The sequence below is a fragment of the Pseudosporangium ferrugineum genome, from assembly GCF_003002065.1.
Taxonomy (GTDB): Bacteria; Actinomycetota; Actinomycetes; order Mycobacteriales; family Micromonosporaceae; genus Actinoplanes; species Actinoplanes ferrugineus_A.
The window spans coordinates 1-18692 of record NZ_PVZG01000009.1; the positions used below are offsets into that span (position 1 = coordinate 1).

The following is an 18692-nucleotide window of genomic DNA, read 5'->3' on the forward strand; positions in this document are numbered from 1 at the left end:
TCGGTCAACACCAGCGGTGCAGTCGGGCGCCCGGTTCGTGCCATCAACCCACCCTACACCGACTTAACAGGCGAATTTCCGGCGCAGCACACTAGACGCGGTCGGCGGAGGCGGTGGCCCAGACCCGGGACCCCGCCGCGACCGGCACCGGGACAGCCGGGCGCAGGGACCGCGCGGTCTGCCGGGCCAGCATGGTCGGCGCCCGCAGTGCCGGCTGCGCGCCGTGCGCCCGCAGGAAACCCTCGACCGCCTGCGGCCAGCCGAAAAGCTCCGCGCGGGCCCGGGCAGCATCGCGGCGTTCCTGCTCAGGACGGTCCATAATTTTCCGTACGCCCTCAGCAAACGCCTCCGGCGTCCCCGGCACGGCGACCCCGGCCTCCCCGACGACCTCGGGCAACGCGCTCGCGGCGTTGACCACCACGGGCGTTCCGCAGGCCAGCGCCTCCAGGGCGGCCAGCCCGAACGTCTCCACCGGACCCGGCGCCACGGCGACGTCGGCGCTCGCCAGCAGCGCCGCCACGGCGTCACGGTCCGTGATGTGACCTGCGAAGCGGACCGGCAGCCGTGCCGCGCGGTAGGCGAGGGCGGCCCGGCGTGCCCCGTCGCCCGCCAGGACCAGCACGGCGGGGGCCTTGGCGGCGCGCAGCGCACCGATGGTGTCCACGGCCAGCTCCGGCCGCTTGTCCGCGGAGAGCCGGCTGCAGTAGACGACGAGCAGTTCGTCCGGGCGGGCGTACCGGTCGCGGACGGCGGGGTCGCGGCGGCTGGGGTGGAACTGGCGCAGGTTCACGCCGAGCGGGATCTCCACCAGGTTGGGCACGCCGAGGCGGCGGAACTCCGCGGCGGCGAAGGCGGTGGTGCAGACGATCTGGTCGAACGCCTCCGCCGTACGACGGTTGAGCCGGTCGGCGAGCGAGTCGCGGTGCGGCAGCCCCCAGACGCCCAGCAGGCCGGCGAGGCTCTCGTGGGAGACCATCATCGAGCGGACCCCGCGCTCACGGGCCCAGCGGCCGGTCCACCGCAGGGTGGCCCGGTCGGAGACCTCGATGCGGTCCGGGGCCAGCTCGTCCAGGAGGCGGGCGAGCTCGCGGCGGCCGGCCAGCACCCGGTAACCGCCGGTGCGCGGCAGGTGGTGGCCCGGCAGCGTGATAACACGGCCCTGCTCGGTCATCTCGTCGGCGCGTTCGCGGCCCGGCACGATCAGGATCGGCTCGTGGCCCGCCCGCCGGTAGCCCTCGCCGAGGTGGCGCAGGGCGGTACGCAGGCCGCCGGAACGAGGTGAGACGAAGTTCGCCAGTCGGACGATGCGCAGTCCGCGCCCGCCCACTGATCCACCGGTCATGCAGGGCACTCCAAGGTCACTGTCGAGTCGATGGTTCGCTCGTGCCGTCCCCTCGGCAAGCTCAGAGATCGTAGCGGGCACCGGGGCGTACCACCTCAACCGGACCCGCGTACGCGGCGCAGGCGGCCTCCACTGTAGAGGCCTCGGAACCCCATGCGGGCACCAGATGTGTCAGCAGCAGGCGGCGCACGTCCGCCTTGGTGGCGGCCTCGCCGGCCTCGCCGCCGGTCAGGTGCAGGTCAGGAGGGTTGGGGATGCCGTCGAGGTAGCTCGCTTCGCAGAGGAACAGGTCCGCGCCCTGTGCCAGGCGCAACAGCGGCTCGCAGGGGGCGGTGTCCGAGGAGTACGCGAGGACGTGGCCGCCGTGCTCTACGCGTACGCCATAGGTTTCGATCGGATGGTTGACCCGGTCGGCCGTGACGGTGAACGGGCCGATCGGGAAGGTGCCGGGCTGGAGGCCGTAGAAGGTGTAGACGTCGTCGACGGGCTCGTTCTCGGAGCTGTAGGCGGCGGAGATGCGCTCGGCGGCGCCGAGGGGCGCGTAGACCGGCAGCGGGGGCATCGGGCCGCCCGGGGCGTAGCGGCGCACCACGACGTAGGTGCAGGCGTCGAGCATGTGATCGCAGTGGAGGTGGGTGAGAAGGATCGCATCAACGGCATCGATGCCCGCGTAACGCTGGAGCGCGGACAGGGAACCCGAGCCGAAGTCGATCAGGAGCCGGAAGCCGTCGGCCTCCACGAGGTAGGCGGAACAGGCCGACTCGGGGCCGGGAAAACTGCCGGCACAGCCGAGAACGGTCAGTCGCATGCGGGTCCCTCTGGTTCACGCTCGGTCGTCCACGACTCCGCCGACTGACCACCGGCGAAGAATGCAGACCAGTCAATCACGCTGCGCAGCCTACGCCGGGACCAGCGCGTCACGTAAACGTCTGATCGATTTGTCGTCAAATCGACAACCTATGTCACACCCGCCGTGAGCTGGGTCATTTTCCGTCGCGTTACGCCTCGTGAGTCGAATCCGTTGCACACCGTGAAGGGGCACCCGGGGCATTTCGGAGGGGCGACAAGTGACGACGACGAATCTCGACAAAGCGGCCCGCCGGCGGGAAGTGACCGCGCCGGAGGTGGTTCCGTTCGGCTGGGAGCCGACCCGGCCGGCGGGCCGCGACGCCCATGACGCCCACGACGACGAGGAGGTGCTGTTCCGCTTCCCGGCCCCCGACGACCCGGCACCCGGCACCGGCCGCCTGCTGGGCATGTCGATCTACGCGTCGCTGCTCGGCCTGGCCGGCGTGGGCGTCGGCGTCCGCGGCATGGTGTCCCAGATCGGCGGCGGCGTACCCGGCTGGTACACCTGGGTGCTGGCGCTCCTGGGCATGATCAGCGTGGCGCTGTCGGTGGGCGCCTTCCTGTCGATCCACCGCCGGGTGCTGCCCGTGCTGCTGATGGTGGCCGCGGCGGCCCCCCTGACCGCGGACGTGCTGCTCGCGGTGGCCTACTAGCCACCCCGCCCGCCCAGGCCAGAAGACGGCCAAGCCACCGGCCAGCCGAGACCGGCGCGGTCACCGGCCAAGCGAGGTCGGCGCGGTCGCCGGCCGGACGAGGTCGACGCGATCACCGGCCAAGCGCGGTCGACGCGATCACCGGCCAAGCGCGGTCGACGCGATCACCGGCCAGGCGCGGTCGACGCGATCACCGGCCAGGCGCGGTCGGCGCGATCACCGGCCAGGCGCGGTCGGCGAGGTCGGCGGGGTTGCCGCCCAGGCGAGGTCGGCGAGTTCGGCGGGGTCGCCGCCCGGGCGAGGTCGGCCTCCCGGCGGCAAGCCGAACCGGCGGGCTGCCTGACGTCTCGGCTGCCTGGCCCGGCTAGCTAACCGCCCCGGCGGCCCGACCGCCCGGTGGCGCGGCCTTGCTCACCGACGCCCGGCACCCGGCAGCGGCTGTCAGGCCCAGAGCTGGCCTTCGAGGGCCTCCTCCGCGTCCGCCAGCGTGCCGCCGTAGGCGCCCGTCGACAGGTACTTCCAGCCTCCGTCGCAGACCACGAACGCTACGTCCGCTCGTCTGCCTTCCCGGACCGCCTCGTGGGCCACGGCGAGGGCCGCGTGGAGGATCGCGCCGGTGGAGAAGCCGGCGAAGATGCCTTCGACCTCGACGAGTTGGCGGGTGCGGAGGACGGCGTCGCGGGTGCCTACCGAGAAGCGGCGGTTGAGGACCGTGGCGTCGTAGAGCTCCGGGACGTAGCCCTCGTCGATGTTGCGGAGGCCGTACACCAGTTCGCCGTAGCGGGGTTCGGCCGCGACGATCTGGATGCCGTCGACCTTTTCGCGCAGGTAGCGGCCGGTGCCCATGAGGGTGCCGGTGGTGCCGAGGCCCGCCACGAAGTGGGTGATCGTGGGCAGGTCGTGCAGCAGCTCCGGGCCCGTCGTCTCGTAGTGGGCCCGGGCGTTCGCGGCGTTGCCGTACTGGAAGAGCATCACCCAGTCCGGGTGCTCCGCCGCGATCTGCTTGGCGACCGCCACCGCCTGGTTGGAGCCGCCCGCCGCCGGGGAGAAGATGATCTCCGCCCCGTACATGCGGAGCAGTTGGACCCGCTCCGAGGAGACGTTCTCGGGCATCACGCAGACCAGGCGGTAGCCGCGGAGCTTCGCGACCATGGCCAGGGAGATGCCGGTGTTGCCGCTGGTCGGCTCGAGGATCGTGTCGCCGGGGCGGAGGCGGCCGGACTCCTCCGCCTCGCGCACCATGAACAGCGCCGGCCGGTCCTTGATGCTGCCGGTCGGGTTGCGGTCCTCGAGCTTCGCCCAGAGCCGCACCGGCGGCGCCCCCTCGGGCACCGTCGGTGAGAGCCGGGGCAGGCCGACCAGCGGCGTGCCCCCGCAGGCGTCGAGGAGGCTCTCATAGCGAGCCATCGGGTTTACCGGCCTTCGGTCCGCTTGCGGGTAGCGGCGGACCGGTGGGACGGGCCCAGGAGGGCGGCCGCCGCCGCGAAGCCGAGCGCGCCGCCGGCCACGGCCGGGAGGATGGTCACGGAGTCGCCGTCGTTGAGCTTGGCGTCGAGCGCGCCCAGGAAACGGACGTCCTCGTCGTTGACGTAGATGTTGACGAACCGGTGCAGGCCGCCCTCGGGGGTGATGAGCCGCCCCTTGAAGCCGTTGTGCCGGGAGTCGAGGTCGTCGATCAGGCCGGACAGGGTGTCACCGGAGCCCTCGACGACCTTCGAGCCGCCGGTGTAGCTGCGCAGAATGGTCGGAACGCGAACTTCGATAGCCATGGTGGTAATGCTCCTTGCGAAAGAGTGTGCCGAGACGTTCGGGGACGGGTCGGGAGGTGTCGCTCAGCGACACTCGTAATAGACCGACGCCGGGCTCTGCCCGAACATGTACGACTGGACGGCGTCCCCGTCCGCACCCCTGTTCACGCGTCCACCGTCGCATCCACGATGTTGACCTCTTCCTCGGTCACCACACCGTCCACGATACGGAACGAACGGATTTCCTCGACATCCGGCTCACGGGTCGAGACGAGCAGGTAGTGGGCGCCCGGCTCACCGGCGAACGACACGTCCGTGCGGGACGGATAGGCCTCGGTCGCGGTGTGCGAGTGATAGATCACGACGGGTTCCTCGTCGTTGTCGTCCATCTCGCGCCAGACCCGCAGCTGCTCCATCGAGTCGAACTCGTAGAACGTCATCGACCGCGCCGCGTTGTCCATGGGGATGTGGCGCGTCGGCACGTCGCTCCCGATCGGGCCGGTGACCACGCCACAGGCCTCGTCGGGGTGGTCCCGGCGGGCGTGGGCGACGATCGCCTTGACGATCGCGCTGTCGATGGTCAGCACGCTGTTCACATTACCGTGACGTACGCGGTAACCGGGCGTGGCAGTGCTCACCCGCGTACCGGGAAGGTCGTCGGGTATGGGTTAACCATGAGGCAACGAAGCATTGGGAATCTTCAGGTCGGCGCGATCGGGCTCGGCGGCATGCCGATGTCCATCGAGGGGCGCCCCGACACCGAGCGGTCCATCCGTACGATCCACGCCGCGCTGGACGCCGGCGTGACGCTGATCGACACGGCCGACGCCTACCACCTGCACGCGAACGAGGTCGGCCACAACGAGACGCTGATCGCCCAGGCGCTGGCGAGCTGGGGCGGGGACACCTCCGAGGTGCTCGTCGCCACGAAGGGCGGCCACCTGCGGCCCGGGGACGGCTCCTGGACGGTGGACGGCTCCCCGGCCCACCTGCGGGAGGCGGTCGAGGGCTCGCTCAAGCGGCTGGGCGTCGACGCGATCGGGCTCTACCAGTTCCACCGGCCGGATCCCGGCGTCGCGTACGAGGACTCCATCGGGGCGCTGCGCGACCTGCTCGACGCGGGCAAGATCCGGATGGCGGGCATCTCCAACGCCGACGTGCGGCAGATCCGGCAGGCGCAGGAGATTCTGGGTGGGCGGCTCGTGTCCGTACAGAATCAGTTCTCGCCGGCCTTCCGGTCGTCCGAGCCGGAGCTGGAGCTCTGCGACGAGCTCGGGGTGGCGTTCCTGCCCTGGTCGCCGTTCGGCGGCAGCAGCCGGGCCGCGGAGCTGGGCAACCGCTTCGCCGCGTTCGGCCGGGTCGCGGAGGCGCACGGGGTCAGCCCGCAGCAGGTCACCCTGGCGTGGATGCTGGCCAAGAGCCCGGTGGTGATCCCGATCCCGGGTGCCAGCCGCCCGGAATCGATCACCGACTCGGTGCGGGCCGCCGAGCTGACCCTGGACGACACCGAGCTGCGCGAGCTCGACGCCGCCTGATGCCCGCCCGCCCGGCACCCACGGACAAGCCGCCCGGAACGGCCGGCCAGGGGCCGGGCGGCGCCGCCCGGCAAGCCGCCCAGAACGGCCGACCAGGGGCCGGGCGGCGCCGCGGACAAGCCGCCCAAGACAGCCAGGCAGGGGGCAGGGCCGACCTGCCGGGTCCGGCAGGGGAAGGCCGAGCGGGCCCGGCAAGGAAGGGGCGGCCCCGCGGGAGCCGGCCCGCCCGGAAGCCGGCCCGCCCGGAAGCCGGTCCTGCCGGGCAGGAGTGGGCAACCGGGCCGGGCGGCCCTGCCGGTCAGGCGCGGTGGTCGATGCCCGGGAGGGCGTTGAGCAGGGATTCCTGCAGGTAGCCCAGGTACGCGTACACGGAGAGCTGGAACACCCGGCTCGATGCCGGATCGTGGATGACCGCCTCGTCGAGCTCCTCGCCGAGGTCGGTGTCCGCCCTGATGTCGAGCCGGGTGGCCATGGCCAGCCGGGCGTCGTTGATCGCCCGGAGCCAGGCCTCGGCCTCCTCGCCGTCCAGGCGGACCTCGCCGGGGCCGTCGTCGGGCAGCGCCGCGAGGATGGCGCCGGCCTGGTCGATCTTGCCCGTCTTGAGGTCGCCCTCGGTGTAGAGGCGGAACTCGGCGGAGTCGTCGGGCCGGTCGGGATAGATGTCCGGGAAGAGCCGGGACACCACCGGGTCGGTGTGGTCGAAGCCGTCCATCAGGAGGCCGACGACCTCGCCGGCCACCTTGCGCAGCACCCGCACCTCGTCCACGGCGAAGGAGGCCACACACAGGTCGCCGTTGCGCCGGAACATCAGTCGATCACCAACCCCGTATCGAGCTGAAGCTGAAAAGTCACGCGCGGTCCACCGTCGCCCACAGACCGTAGCCGTGCAGCTGGGAGGCGTCCATCTCCATGCGCTCGCGCGCGCCGGAGGACACCACCGCCTTGCCCTTGTTGTGCACCTCCATCATGAGCTGCTCGGCCTTCTCGTGGCTGTAGCCGAAGAGCTTCTGGAACACCCAGGTCACGTACGACATCAAGTTGACCGGATCGTCCCAGACGATGGTCACCCACGGCCGGTCATCAGCCGGTACCTCCTCGATCTGCGGCGTCTCGACGGGAGCGACCTGAGGCAACGCCATGCCCCCCATCGTGCCACGCCCTCCCGGACGAAGCCTCCACCGCCGAGGGATGACACCGGAAGCGCGGGGGAATGACACCGGAAACGCCGGGGAACGACACCGGAAACGACAAGGGATCCGGCCCGGGAACGGCCGGAATCCCGGCGGGAAGCGGAGGACCGATGGGCGTACGGGCAGGCGCCCGGGGCCGCCCCGCCAGGCGGCACCCGGGCACGTCGCGCGGGGCACCGCCGAACCGTAAACGGCGGCGGTCCCGCGGGACAGATGCCGGGTTACTCACCCCCTGACCGGCTCATACTCAATGCCAGAAGGGGTACAGGCAGTGAACTGACTGTGACGCATCTCGATATGCTGACTCTCGTGGAGCAATGGGGATTCGTCGGCCGAACCGACGAATTGGCCCGCCTCCGTAGCGTCGCGACGAGCGACTCCGAACGTGGGCTGATCCTCAGCGGTGCGGCCGGCATCGGCAAGAGCCGGCTGCTGCACGAGGCTGTCTCGCCCCTGCCCGCCGACGGCCGGGCGGTCTACTTCGCCTCCGCCACCACCGCCAGCTCCGGACTGCCGTTCGGCGGGCTCGCGCAGATCCTGCCCCCGGATCCCCCGGCCGGGCTCTCCCCCGCGGGCCTGCTGCGCTGGGCCGTCGACGGCCTGCACGCGGATGCCGGGGGCCGGCCGACCGTGCTCGCCGTGGACGACGCCCACCTGCTCGACCCGCCGTCCGCCGCCCTGGTGCATCTGCTGGTCCGGGAGGGTGCCACGCTGCTCGCCACCCTGCGAGCCGCCGAGCCGGTGCCCGCGCCGATCACCGCATTGTGGACCGAGGGGCTGGTCGACCACGCCGAGGTGGCGCCGTTGAGCATCGACGAGAGCCGGGCGCTGCTGAACACCATGGTCGGCGGCCCGGTCGAGATCGGATCGGCGCGGCGGCTGTGCCACCTGGGCGGCGGCAACCCGCTGCTGCTGCGCGAGCTGATCATGGCGGCACTGCGGGGCGGCGCGCTGCTCCAGGCGTACGGATTCTGGCGCTGGACCGGCCGCCTGGCGCTGGCGCCGAGCCTGGCCGAGCTCGTCGACGCCCGCGTCGGGAGCCTGAGTACCGGCGTCCGTGACGTGCTGGAAATGGTCTCGCTCGGCGAACCGATCGGGTTACAGGTCCTGCTGCGCGCCGCCGACCCGGCGGACGTGGAGGCGGCGGAGGAGCGCGGGCTGATCCGCGTGGACCGCGACGAACGCCGCCACGACGTCCGGCTGGCGCATCCGCTCTATGGCGAGGTGGTGCGGCGGCGATGCCCGGTCACCCGGTCCCGGCGCCTGCTGGCGAAGCTCGCCGATCTGGTCGAGACCGCCGGTGGCCGGCGCCGCGACGACCTGCTGCGGGTCGCCGTCTGGCGCCTCGATTCGGGCACGGCCCAGGACGGCGCCCTGCTGCTCGACGCGGCGGGGCAGGCCTTCGCCCGGTTCGACGTGCCCCTCACCCGGCGCCTGGCGTCGGCGGCGTACGAGGCGGGCGCCGGCTATCCGGCCGCCGACCTGCTGGCCACGGCCCTGCTCTTCGCCGACGAGGCGGACGCGGCGCTCGCGGTCCTGGACGGCGCGCCCGACGACGGGGTACGCCGGATGACCGCCCGCGCGACCGTGGAGTTCTTCGGCCTCGGCCGCACGGAGGCCGCCGACGACCTCGCCGCCGTCACCCTCACCGACCCGGCCGACGCTGCCAGGGCGCACGCGGTCGAGGCGTTCCTGCGGCTGCAGATCGGCCAGGTCCCGCACGCCCGGGAGCTGGCCTCGCTGGTGGCCGACGCGCCCGAGGCGAGCACTCCGGCGCGCGGGCTGGCGAAGTGCGTGCTCTCCCTGCTCGCGGCGCTCAGCGGCGACCAGGACGGCGCGCGGGCGCTGCTGACGGCGGCCGGGGCGGAGACGATCGCCTGGCGGCGCGACATCCCGGCGTTGCAGTACGCGCTCCAGATGGCCGAGGGCACGCTGGTGACGGTGTCGCTGGACCTCCCGGCGATCGACCGGATCCTGGCCGCCGAGTTCGCCGACCTCGCACAGGCCGGCGGCTTCGGCTTCGGTTCGGCGTGGGTGTCGCTGCTCCAGTCCCGGGCGGCGTGGATGCGCGGCCGCACCGACGAGGCGCTGCGGGCCGTCGAGCAGGCCTGCGCCACGCTGTCCATGGCGAGCGTCTACGACGGCAGCGCCCACTTCGCGCGGGCCATCATCGCGGCGCAGCGCGGCGACCACCCCCTGGCCCGGGCGTCGCTGACGATCGCGGAGGCCGCCGCCGCCCGCCCCTCCGGGCTCTACTACGCGTGGCGGCAGCAGGCCCGGGCGTGGACGCAGGCGTGCGCGGGGGACGTGACCGGCGCCGTACGGATGCTGCTGGAGCTCGCCAACCGGCTGCGTGAGGACGGCTTCCACGCGATCGAGTTGATCGCTTTGTACGATCTTGTCCGGCTCGGCCGGGCGGACCTGGTCGCGGACCGGATGGCCGCGATGGCGCCGACGGTCGGCGGCCGGGCCGCACCCGTGCTGATCCGCCACGCCACCGCCGGCACCGACGGCGGCACCCACCTCGCGGTGGCCCGCGACCTCTCCGCGCTCGGCTACCAGGTGTACGCGGCCGAGGCGGCGGCGGGCGCGGTCCGCATCTTCCGGGCCGCCCGGGACGCCCAGGCGCTGGCGGCCAGCACCCTGCTCGCCGACGTGCTGGCCCGCTGCGACGTGCTGCGGACCCCGGCCCTGATGGCGGTGCAGCCCACCCTGACCGTACGGGAACGGCAGGTCGCCGAGCTGGCGGCGGGCGGCGTCCGGAGCCGGGAGATCGCCGACCTGCTCTTCCTCTCACCACGTACCGTGGAGAATCACCTACAGCGCGTCTACACCAAGCTGGGAGTGAACGGTCGCAACGAGCTTGCCCCCGCACTCCGCCTGCTTCCGCAATAGGGTGGGGGCGTGACGGACGAGTTCTCCCCCGCGCTGCTGACCGATCAGTACGGGCTGACCATGGTCAGCGCGGCCCTCAAGGACGGCACCGCGCACCGCCGCAGCGTCTTCGAGGTGTTCGCCCGGCGCCTGCCCACCGGCCGCCGCTACGGCGTCGCCGCCGGCCAGGGCCGGTTGATCGAGCTGATCCGCGACTTCCGCTTCACCGAGCAGGAGATCACCTTCCTGCGGAAGGCCGGCATCGTCGACGAGACGACGGCGGCCTGGCTCGCGGACTACCGGTTCACGGGCGACATCGACGGGTACGCCGAGGGCGAGCTGTTCTTCCCCGGCTCACCGATCCTGACGGTGTCCGGCGGCTTCGCGGAATGCGTGGTGCTGGAGACGCTCATCCTGTCGGTGCTCAACCACGACAGCGCCATCGCCTCGGCCGCCGCCCGCATGGTCACCGCCGCTCGGGGCCGGCCGATCATCGAGATGGGCTCCCGGCGTACCCACGAGCAGGCCGCGGTGGCGTCGGCGCGGGCGGCGTACCTCGCGGGCTTCGCCACCACGTCCAACCTTGCCGCGGGCAGCCGCTACGGCATCCCGACCACGGGTACGTCGGCACACGCGTTCACGCTCCTGCACGACGACGAGCCGGCCGCGTTCGCGTCGCAGGTGGCCGCGCTGGGCAAGAACACGACGCTGCTCGTGGACACGTACGACATCGCCCAGGGCATCCGCAACGCGATCGCGGTGGCCGGCCCCGACCTGCGCGCGGTCCGCATCGACTCGGGCGACCTCTCGGTGCTGGCCCAGCACTCCCGCGAACTCCTGGACTCCCTCGGCGCCACCGAAACCAAGATCATTGTCTCGGGCGACATGGACGAGTACGCGATCGCCACCCTGGCGGCGGAACCGGTCGACATGTACGGCGCCGGCACCGCGGTGGTGACCGGCTCCGGCGCGCCCACCGCGGGCCTGGTCTACAAGCTCGTCGAGGTCGAAGGGCGCGCGGTCGTCAAGCGCTCGGAGAACAAGGCCACGGTCGGCGGCCGCAAGACCGCCATCCGCCGGCACAAGCCCACGGGTACGGCGACCGAGGAGATCGTGGTCTCCCAGGGCGTGCCGGACCACCAGGCGAACGACCGGCTGCTGCAACGCTCGTACGTGGCCGCCGGCGAGATCGTCGAGGCGCCGACGCTGGCGGAATCCCGCGACCACCTGCGGCAGTGCCTGATCTCGATCCCGTGGGAGGGCCTCAAGCTCTCCGCCGGCGACCCGGCCATCCCGGTCACCGTCGTCCCGACCAGCTGACCGTCTTCTTTTCGGAGGTTCCGTGCCGCGCGCGCTCATCATCGTCGACGTCCAGAACGACTTCTGCGAGGGCGGTTCCCTCGCCGTCCAGGGCGGCGCGGGCGTCGCCGCGGCCATCTCGTCCGCGCTCGCCGGCTCCGCGGGGCGCTGGGACCACGTCGTGGCGACCAAGGATTATCACATCGACCCGGGCCCGCACTTCAGCTCGCACCCGGACTTCGTCGACTCCTGGCCGGCCCACTGCGTCGCCGGAACCGCCGGCTCGGACTTCCACCCGGCCCTCGACACCGGCCGCGTCGAGGCGATCTTCCACAAGGGCGAGCACGCGGCGGCGTACTCCGGCTTCGAGGGCCACACCGACACCGGCGAGGAACTGGCCGGCTGGCTCCGCACCCGCGACGTGACGGAGGTGGACGTGGTGGGCATCGCCACGGACCACTGCGTGCGCGCCACGGCCCTGGACGCGCGAACCGCGGGCTTCACGACGACCGTCCTGCTGGACCTGACCGCCGGCGTGGCCGAGGCGACCACGGCGACGGCCCTCACCCAGTTCGCCGAGGCCGAGATCGCCACAACGGGCAGGCCGGTAGTCCTCCCCGCCTGACCGGCGACCCTCACCTCACCTCGCGGGCGACGCAGCGTCGTCCGGCGCGGGGAGGTCGGTGGCCGGGCCGGCCATGCCGTTCTCCCACGCGTGGGCGTCCCCCGCCTGTGTGCCGGCCGCCTTTCGCCCCCGCCTGCGGGCCTCGGCCGGCAGCACCAGCACCGCCACCAGCAGACCCACACCGCCGACCGCCACGAAGCCCCAGGACGGCGAGGTCGAGTCCATCACCACGCCCGCCAGCGGGGCGCCGAGCGCGACGCCCACGGTCAGCGACGAGTTGTGCCAGCCCATCGCCTCGCCGCGGGCGGCCGCGGGGGTCAGGCGGCTGACCGCGTCGGCCGTGGCCGTGATCGTCGGCGCGCACAGGGCTCCCGCCGGCAGCAGCAGGAGGCCGAGCAGCCACCAGTGGCCGCCGCCGAGCCCCACCGGGATCGTGAGCAGGGCCATCGGCGCCAGCAGGGTCAGGGGCGAAAAACCCTTCTTGACCGTTCCGTACGCGAAACCGCCCAGCAACGAGTAGCACGCCCACATGGCGAGCACCGCCCCCGTCCACTGCACCTCCCCGGAGTGCTGCAGCACGGCGACCACCGCCACGTCCGTGCCGCTGAGCACCAGGGTGGCGGCGCTGCTGATGGCGAGCACGGCGATCAGCCGCGGGCTCAGCCAGGCGCGCCGGGGCACCCGTTCGCCGGCCGAGATCGGCGCCTCGCCCTTGCCGCGGATCGGCGGATTGAGCAGGTAGAGCCCGACGCCGGACAGCAGAATGCCGGCGCCGACCGCGAACATCGCCGTGCGGGCCCCGGCCGTCGTGGAGATCAGCACGCCCAGCGCCGGCCCGGCCATGAACGACAGCTCGGTGGTGATGGAGTCGAGCGCGAAGGCCGGCAGCCGGTGCGACTCGGGTGCCAGCGCGGCGATCGACTGCCGCGCGACGGCGAAGGCGGGCAGCGTCAGGAACCCGCCGACCAGCGCGGCGAAGAGCAGCGCCCAGTACGGCATGGCCTGCGCGGCGGTCCAGAACGTGACCTCGGCGACGGTGGTCAGCACGAGGACGGGCCGCAGCCCCTTCCGGTCGGTGATCCGGCCCATGACCGGCGCCCCGACCGAGCTCCCGATGGTGAAGAAGGCGCCGACCAGCCCGGCGGCCCCGTACCCGAGGTGCAGGTCCTGGGTGACGTGCAGGGTGATCGTGACCGTCCCCGCGGTGATCGGGATGCGGGCCAGCGTCGCCACGAACAGCAGCGACGGGATCCCGCGCAGGGCGAGGGTCTCGCGGTAAGGCGTGAGTGTCATCGGGGTCCTAACCTCCGCCCGCCAGTCTCCGTGAGGGGTACGACATTCCCAACGGATTTGATGGAGCTCACTGCGGGCCCCGGGAAGCCACTACCGCCCGGAAGCCCCCGGGAAACCCACCCGCCCGGACGACTTCGGACACACCACCCCGGACCGGACGAGGTGCGGGCCGGGAACACTGGGCAGCCGTGGACGCCGTCGAGGGTGGGAACGACGGCTCGGCGCGGGGCCGAAACAGCGAGCAGCCCGCCCCGGCGCCTGGCCGGGACGGGCTGCTCGTCGATGCTGCGGTGGCTACCTGGACGCGTCCTCGCGGTAGGTGGCGCCGCCGTCGGATTCGCTGGTCAGGGGGCGGGCGCCGCCTTCCGGCGGGCCCGCGATCGACTGCTCGCCGGCGGCGAGTTCCGGGTACTTGGCGTCGAAGGCGGGGCGCTCCGAGCGGATGCGGGGCATGCGGTCGAAGTTGCGGAGCGGCGGCGGGGACGACGTGGCCCATTCGAGGCTGTTACCCGCACCCCAGGGGTCGTCGACCGTGACGAGCTGGCCGACCTTGTAGGACTTCCAGACGTTGTAGATGAACGGCAGGGTCGAGGCGCCCAGGACGAACGAGCCGACCGTCGAGAACGTGTTGAGGAACGTGAAGCCGTCCGTGTCCAGGTAGTCGGCGTAGCGGCGGGGCATGCCCTCGGCGCCGAGCCAGTGCTGCACCAGGAACGTGGCGTGGAAGCCGATGAACGTCAGCCAGAAGTGAATCTTGCCGAGGCGGTCGTCGAGCATCCGCCCGAACATCTTCGGGAACCAGAAGTAGATGCCGGAGAACACGGCGAACACGATCGTGCCGAAGAGCACGTAGTGGAAGTGCGCGATGACGAAGTACGAGTCCGAGACGTGGAAGTCGATCGGCGGGGCGGCCAGCAGCACGCCGGAGAGGCCGCCGAAGAGGAACGTCACCAGGAAGCCGAGCGCGAACATCATCGGGGTCTCGAAGCTGATCTGGCCGCGCCACATCGTGCCGATCCACACGAAGAACTTCATGCCCGTCGGCACGGCGATGAGGAAGCTCAGGAAGCTGAAGAACGGCAGCAGCACCTGGCCGGTGACGAACATGTGGTGCGCCCACACGCTCATGGACAGCGCCGCGATCAGCAGGGTCGCGCCGACCAGGCCCTTGTAGCCGAAGACCGGCTTGCGGCTGAACACCGGGATGACCTCGGTGATGATGCCGAAGAACGGCAGCGCGATGATGTAGACCTCGGGGTGGCCGAAGAACCAGAACAGGTGCTGCCACAGCATCGGGCCGCCGGTGTCGACGTCGAAGACGTGGGCGCCGAGGATGCGGTCGGCGGCGAGGGCGAAGAGCGCGGCGGCCAGGAACGGGAAGACCATGATCACCAGGAGGCTGGTGACCAGGATGTTCCAGGTCATGATCGGCATGCGGAACATGGTCATGCCCGGTGCGCGCAGCGTGATGATCGTCGTGATGATGTTGACGCCACCGAGGATCGTGCCGAGACCCGAGAGGGCCAGGCCGACGACCCACATGTTGCCGCCGACGCCCGGCGAGTGCAGCGAGTTGCTCAGCGGCGTGTACGCGAACCAGCCGAAGTCCGCGGCCCCGCCCGGCGCGAGGAACCCGCCGATAGTGATCGTGCCGCCGAACAGGTACAGCCAGTAGGCGAACGCGTTGAGCCGCGGGAACGACACGTCGGGCGCGCCGATCTGGATCGGGACCACGAAGTTCGCGAACGCGAAGACGATCGGCGTCGCGAAGAACAGCAGCATGATCGTGCCGTGCATCGTGAACAGCTGGTTGTACTGCTCCGGCGACAGCAGCTGCATGCCCGGGCGGGCCAGCTCGGTGCGCATGAGCAGGGCCATGAAGCCGCCCAGGATGTAGAACACGAAGGCGGTGATCATGTACATGATCCCGATCTGCTTCGCGTCCGTGGTCCGCAGGATCCGCGCGAGGGCCGAGCCCTTGACCTGCTGTCGGACCGGCCAGGGCCGCGTCACGATCGGCTTAGGCGCAACGGTCGTCACGGATAGCCTCCGATGTCTCGTTCGTCCCACTGCGTACGCCCGTAGTGAAAGGCGTACCTCGCAGGCAGAATAGTCCCCGGCCGACCCCCGGCGGGCGCGGGGTGACCAAAGACCACCCAGGTCTCAGAACGGCTCGACCAGCGCTCGGTAGTGATCGGCGAAGATCTGCTGGCCGCCCTTGCGCAGCAGCGCGTCGCGCTCCTCCGGCGGCACGTCCCGGGTCCGGTCCCGCTCGTGGGTCCGCTCCCGGACCTGGTGACACCGGTGCCTGCGGCGCTGTTCGTACGCCCGCAGCGCCGCCCCCACATCCCCGCCGGCGCCCTTGAGCACCTCGCCGAGCACGACGGCGTCCTCCATGGCCATCGCGGCGCCCTGGGCCAGGCTGGGGGCGGTGGCGTGCGCGGCGTCGCCGACGAGCAGCACCGGCCCGGCGGACCAGCGGTCGATCGCCACCTCGTCCGTGCGCGCCACCTGCACCTTCTCGACGGCGTCGAGGATCGCCGGCACGCAGCCGCCGAAGTCGGCGAACAGCTCACGGAGGCGCACGACAGGGTCGGCGGGGCCGGGGGTGTCGGGCGCGGCGGTCTCGTCGGCGTAGATATAGAGCCGCCGGCCGCCCATCGGCATGGCGACGAACTGGGACCGGTGCCCGAGCAGGGCCGTCCAGTCGCTGAGCGCGGGCCCTCCGCCGACCACGCTGCGGTAGACGATCTGCCCGGTCGGCACCGCGGGGCCGCCCAGGCCGGCCTTCTGCCGGATCATGGAGCGCCGGCCGTCCGCGCCGACGACGAGGTCGTACTCCGCGACGCTGCCGTCGCCGAACTCGACCTTGGCGGCGCCGTCGATGAGGTCGAGGTCGCGCACGGCGGTGTCGTAGCGGACCGCGCCGCCGACGCCGGTGAGCAGCACCTGCTGGAGATCGGCCCGGGACAGCGCGCGCGACTCCCCCACCCCGGCCCAGAGCCCGGCGACGTCCAGCTCGAACAGCTCGTGACCGGCACTGTCCTGGAAGACCTGCCGGAAGATGAGGTCGCCGAGCGGGCGCAGGGGCGCGTCGAGGCCGAGCAGGCGCAGCGCGCGCGAGGCGTTCCCGGGCAGGTAGATGCCGGCGCCGGGCGCCATGCTGGCGGGGAGCTCCTCCACCACGTCGGGCCGGAAGCCCGCGATCCGCAGCCCTCGGGCCGCCGCGAGGCCGCTGATGCCGGCGCCCACGACGAGGATGCGCAAGGTCATCGCAGCAACGCCTCCGAGGGGTATTCGATACGCGTCGGAGCCAAGACACTACCCGGCGCCACCGAACCAGGAAACCCGCGATCACCGTCCTGTCCGATTTGTTCAATACGGACAGTCCGATGTGCGGGCGGCGAGCGAGGCCGCCGCGGCGGCCGGGTCATCGGAGCAGCTCGCCGAGGGGCACTCCGGCCAGGGCTTTCACCTCTCGGGAGAGGTGCGCCTGATCGGCATAGCCGGCCGCCACGGAGACGTCGGCGAAGGGGCGGCCACGCCGGGCGAGTCCGACGGCCGTCTGCATCCGGACGATGCGCGCGAGCGTCTTGGGCCCGTACCCGAAAGCGGCCCGGCATCGTCGTTGCAGGTGCCGCGGGCTGAGGCCGCACGCATCGGCGATCGCGCCGACCGGCGCACCGGCCCGCGTCCCCGCCGCGACCGCGACCATCGCCCGCTCCGGGGTCCGCCATCGTCGCCGCGCGAACTCCTCCAGGGCCGCGGCGGGATCCTCGGCCTCCCCCAGCTCCCGCACGACGGCGGAGGGGAGCAGGTCGTCGAGCGGGACCCGGCGGTCGGTCAGCTCGTCGGCGGGAACGCCCAGCACGCCCGGACCGGCCCCGTCCGCGAAGCGCAGCGCGAACAACCTGCTGCCGGCCGGCGCCGAGACCACCTGCGCGGTCGTGTCCGGACCGGCGACGTAGACGCGACCGTCCTGCCAGATCACGTCGAGGCAGCCGTCGGGCAGGATGCGGCTCGCCGGCGAGCCCGGCGGCACGGTGCTGCGCCAGGCGATCACATGCGGCAGTCTCGATGCCCGTTCGGCGTACATGGGTCGACCCTGGCACGGGGGTACGACACTTATCCGTGAATGACAACGGTGTAGTTCGGGCAGAGAATCGGGACATGACCGACCGCCTGGACGAGTACCGGCGCAAGCGCGACGCCCGCCGTACCCCGGAGCCCGTGCCCCGCACCCGCCCCCGGCCGACCGGCGGGAACAGGTTCGTCATCCAGCAGCACCACGCCCGCAGCCTGCACTGGGACGTCCGGCTCGAACGGGACGGCGTGCTCGTGTCGTTCGCAGTGCCGCGCGGTCTCCCCCGCGACCGCGCCCGGAACCACCTGGCCAAACACACCGAGGACCACCCGCTGGAATACCTCGGCTTCGCCGGGGAGATCCCGGCCGGCGAATACGGCGGCGGGCACATGACCATCCACGACCACGGCACCTACGAGGCGGACAAGTGGCGCGACGATGAGATAGGTGTCACGTTCCACGGTGACCGCACGTCCGGCCGCTACGTCTTCTTCCGGACCGGCGGGCAGGACTGGATGGTCCGGCGGATGGACCCGCCGGAACCCGGCTGGGAGAGCATGCCCGAGGCCGTCGAACCCATGCTCGCTGCCCGGGCCGCCGGCCTGCCGCCCGACGACAAGGACTGGGGGTACGAGCTGAGCTGGGCCGGCCGCCGCACCCTCGCGTACGTGTCGGGCGGCCGGGTGCGCCTCACCGACGCCACGGGAACCGACGTGACCTCCTGGTATCCGGAGATCCGCCCGCTCGGGGAGGCGCTCGCGCCGCTGGAGGCCGTACTCGACGGTGAGATCGTGGCGTTCGACGGCCCGGCGGTGTCGCCGCAGTCGCTGGAGCGCCGCAAGGCCCCGCGGGACTCCGCCGCCGCCCGGCGCGCGGCGGAACGCACGCCGGTGCAGTACCTGATCTACGACCTGTTGTGGCTGGAAGGGCACTCCACACTGGAGCTCGTCCGCTACGCCGAACGCCGCGAGCTGCTCGACGGCCTCAACCTGGCCGGCGACAACTGGCAGACGCCGCCCTACTTCCCCGGCGGCGGCGAGTTCGCGCTGGAGACCGCGGCGGCGCAGGGGCTGTCCGGCGTGGTGGCGAAGCGCCTCGACTCGCCGTACCTTCCGGGGCGCCGCAGCCGCCTCTGGCTCACCGTCGGCGCGAGCTGACCGTCCGGATGATCGCGCGCCGGTATCCGCGAGGCAATATTCC

16 protein-coding genes and 1 pseudogene are annotated in these 18692 nt (G+C 72.1%); 6 read left to right on the forward strand and 11 right to left on the reverse strand.

The features are described 5' to 3' along the window. Positions 1-91 precede the first annotated feature (91 nt). Positions 92-1342 (reverse strand): glycosyltransferase, encoded by a 1251-nt coding sequence (locus tag CLV70_RS19500; protein WP_245908332.1) that lies wholly within the window; start codon positions 1340-1342, stop codon positions 92-94. A gap of 61 nt (positions 1343-1403) precedes the next feature. Next, on the reverse strand, positions 1404-2150 hold the full coding sequence (locus CLV70_RS19505; RefSeq protein WP_106127970.1) for an MBL fold metallo-hydrolase: 747 nt from the start codon (positions 2148-2150) through the stop codon (positions 1404-1406). 259 nt (positions 2151-2409) lie between these two features. Between CLV70_RS19505 and CLV70_RS19510 the strand changes: the two genes are divergently transcribed. Continuing rightward, on the forward strand, positions 2410-2844 hold the full coding sequence (locus tag CLV70_RS19510; protein ID WP_146164098.1) for a hypothetical protein: 435 nt from the start codon (positions 2410-2412) through the stop codon (positions 2842-2844). Between the two features lie 441 nt (positions 2845-3285). Here the strand turns inward: CLV70_RS19510 and CLV70_RS19515 are convergent, their stop codons facing one another. The 3 genes and pseudogenes from CLV70_RS19515 to CLV70_RS19525 form a co-directional block, all read right to left on the reverse strand. Further along, positions 3286-4251 (reverse strand): PLP-dependent cysteine synthase family protein, encoded by a 966-nt coding sequence (locus tag CLV70_RS19515; RefSeq protein WP_106127972.1) that lies wholly within the window; start codon positions 4249-4251, stop codon positions 3286-3288. Positions 4252-4256: 5 nt separating this feature from the next. Beyond that, positions 4257-4613: a MoaD family protein gene (locus tag CLV70_RS19520; RefSeq protein ID WP_106127973.1), complete on the reverse strand. Its 357-nt coding sequence runs from the start codon at positions 4611-4613 to the stop codon at positions 4257-4259. Between the two features lie 63 nt (positions 4614-4676). After that, a pseudogene (locus tag CLV70_RS19525) lies at positions 4677-5179 on the reverse strand (M67 family metallopeptidase). A gap of 87 nt (positions 5180-5266) precedes the next feature. On the opposite strand from CLV70_RS19525, the gene CLV70_RS19530 reads away from it, so the two are divergent. After that, complete coding sequence (locus tag CLV70_RS19530; RefSeq protein ID WP_106127974.1) at positions 5267-6127, forward strand: aldo/keto reductase; 861 nt, start codon at positions 5267-5269, stop codon at positions 6125-6127. A gap of 298 nt (positions 6128-6425) precedes the next feature. Here the strand turns inward: CLV70_RS19530 and CLV70_RS19535 are convergent, their stop codons facing one another. After that, entirely contained in the window at positions 6426-6935 is a 510-nt protein-coding gene (locus CLV70_RS19535; RefSeq protein WP_106127975.1) for a DUF2017 domain-containing protein, read from the reverse strand. A 40-nt stretch (positions 6936-6975) separates the two neighbouring features. After that, a complete protein-coding gene (clpS, locus tag CLV70_RS19540; protein WP_106127976.1) occupies positions 6976-7266 on the reverse strand; it encodes an ATP-dependent Clp protease adapter ClpS in 291 nt (96 codons plus the stop codon). Between the two features lie 360 nt (positions 7267-7626). Here clpS and CLV70_RS19545 point away from each other — a divergent pair, with 360 nt between their 5' ends. Genes CLV70_RS19545 through CLV70_RS19555 form a run of 3 tightly spaced genes read left to right on the forward strand, consistent with a single transcriptional unit; the run spans position 7627 to position 12115 of the window. Then, positions 7627-10212 carry a helix-turn-helix transcriptional regulator gene (locus CLV70_RS19545; protein ID WP_106127977.1) on the forward strand — a complete coding sequence of 862 codons (2586 nt, stop codon included), beginning with the start codon at positions 7627-7629 and terminating at the stop codon, positions 10210-10212. 9 nt (positions 10213-10221) lie between these two features. Further along, on the forward strand, positions 10222-11511 hold the full coding sequence (locus CLV70_RS19550) for a nicotinate phosphoribosyltransferase (RefSeq protein WP_281260475.1): 1290 nt from the start codon (positions 10222-10224) through the stop codon (positions 11509-11511). A gap of 22 nt (positions 11512-11533) precedes the next feature. Next, positions 11534-12115 (forward strand): isochorismatase family protein, encoded by a 582-nt coding sequence (locus CLV70_RS19555; RefSeq protein ID WP_106127978.1) that lies wholly within the window; start codon positions 11534-11536, stop codon positions 12113-12115. A 15-nt stretch (positions 12116-12130) separates the two neighbouring features. Here the strand turns inward: CLV70_RS19555 and CLV70_RS19560 are convergent, their stop codons facing one another. The 4 genes from CLV70_RS19560 to CLV70_RS19575 form a co-directional block, all read right to left on the reverse strand. Continuing rightward, positions 12131-13408, reverse strand: coding sequence for an MFS transporter (locus CLV70_RS19560; RefSeq protein ID WP_106127979.1), 1278 nt, complete (start codon positions 13406-13408; stop codon positions 12131-12133). A 294-nt stretch (positions 13409-13702) separates the two neighbouring features. Next, positions 13703-15448, reverse strand: coding sequence for an aa3-type cytochrome oxidase subunit I (ctaD, locus tag CLV70_RS19565; protein WP_106127980.1), 1746 nt, complete (start codon positions 15446-15448; stop codon positions 13703-13705). A 123-nt stretch (positions 15449-15571) separates the two neighbouring features. After that, positions 15572-16681 (reverse strand): FAD-dependent monooxygenase, encoded by a 1110-nt coding sequence (locus CLV70_RS19570; RefSeq protein ID WP_106127981.1) that lies wholly within the window; start codon positions 16679-16681, stop codon positions 15572-15574. Positions 16682-16838: 157 nt separating this feature from the next. Continuing rightward, positions 16839-17504: a helix-turn-helix transcriptional regulator gene (locus CLV70_RS19575; RefSeq protein ID WP_106127982.1), complete on the reverse strand. Its 666-nt coding sequence runs from the start codon at positions 17502-17504 to the stop codon at positions 16839-16841. Between the two features lie 74 nt (positions 17505-17578). Here CLV70_RS19575 and CLV70_RS19580 point away from each other — a divergent pair, with 74 nt between their 5' ends. Next, entirely contained in the window at positions 17579-18649 is a 1071-nt protein-coding gene (locus CLV70_RS19580) for a DNA polymerase ligase N-terminal domain-containing protein (protein WP_106127983.1), read from the forward strand. Positions 18650-18692: the final 43 nt, after the last annotated feature.

Excerpts from the sequence above, each read along its gene's own strand:
- clpS (WP_106127976.1), bottom strand. The coding sequence starts at position 7,266 with ATGGCGTTGCCTCAGGTCGCTCCCGTCGAGACGCCGCAGATCGAGGAG.
- CLV70_RS19560 (WP_106127979.1), bottom strand. The coding sequence starts at position 13,408 with ATGACACTCACGCCTTACCGCGAGACCCTCGCCCTGCGCGGGATCCCG.
- CLV70_RS19505 (WP_106127970.1), bottom strand. The coding sequence starts at position 2,150 with ATGCGACTGACCGTTCTCGGCTGTGCCGGCAGTTTTCCCGGCCCCGAG.
- CLV70_RS19575 (WP_106127982.1), bottom strand. The coding sequence starts at position 17,504 with ATGTACGCCGAACGGGCATCGAGACTGCCGCATGTGATCGCCTGGCGC.
- CLV70_RS19535 (WP_106127975.1), bottom strand. The coding sequence starts at position 6,935 with ATGTTCCGGCGCAACGGCGACCTGTGTGTGGCCTCCTTCGCCGTGGAC.
- CLV70_RS19515 (WP_106127972.1), bottom strand. The coding sequence starts at position 4,251 with ATGGCTCGCTATGAGAGCCTCCTCGACGCCTGCGGGGGCACGCCGCTG.
- CLV70_RS19570 (WP_106127981.1), bottom strand. The coding sequence starts at position 16,681 with ATGACCTTGCGCATCCTCGTCGTGGGCGCCGGCATCAGCGGCCTCGCG.
- CLV70_RS19580 (WP_106127983.1), top strand. The coding sequence starts at position 17,579 with ATGACCGACCGCCTGGACGAGTACCGGCGCAAGCGCGACGCCCGCCGT.
- CLV70_RS19530 (WP_106127974.1), top strand. The coding sequence starts at position 5,267 with ATGAGGCAACGAAGCATTGGGAATCTTCAGGTCGGCGCGATCGGGCTC.
- CLV70_RS19500 (WP_245908332.1), bottom strand. The coding sequence starts at position 1,342 with ATGACCGGTGGATCAGTGGGCGGGCGCGGACTGCGCATCGTCCGACTG.
- CLV70_RS19520 (WP_106127973.1), bottom strand. The coding sequence starts at position 4,613 with ATGGCTATCGAAGTTCGCGTTCCGACCATTCTGCGCAGCTACACCGGC.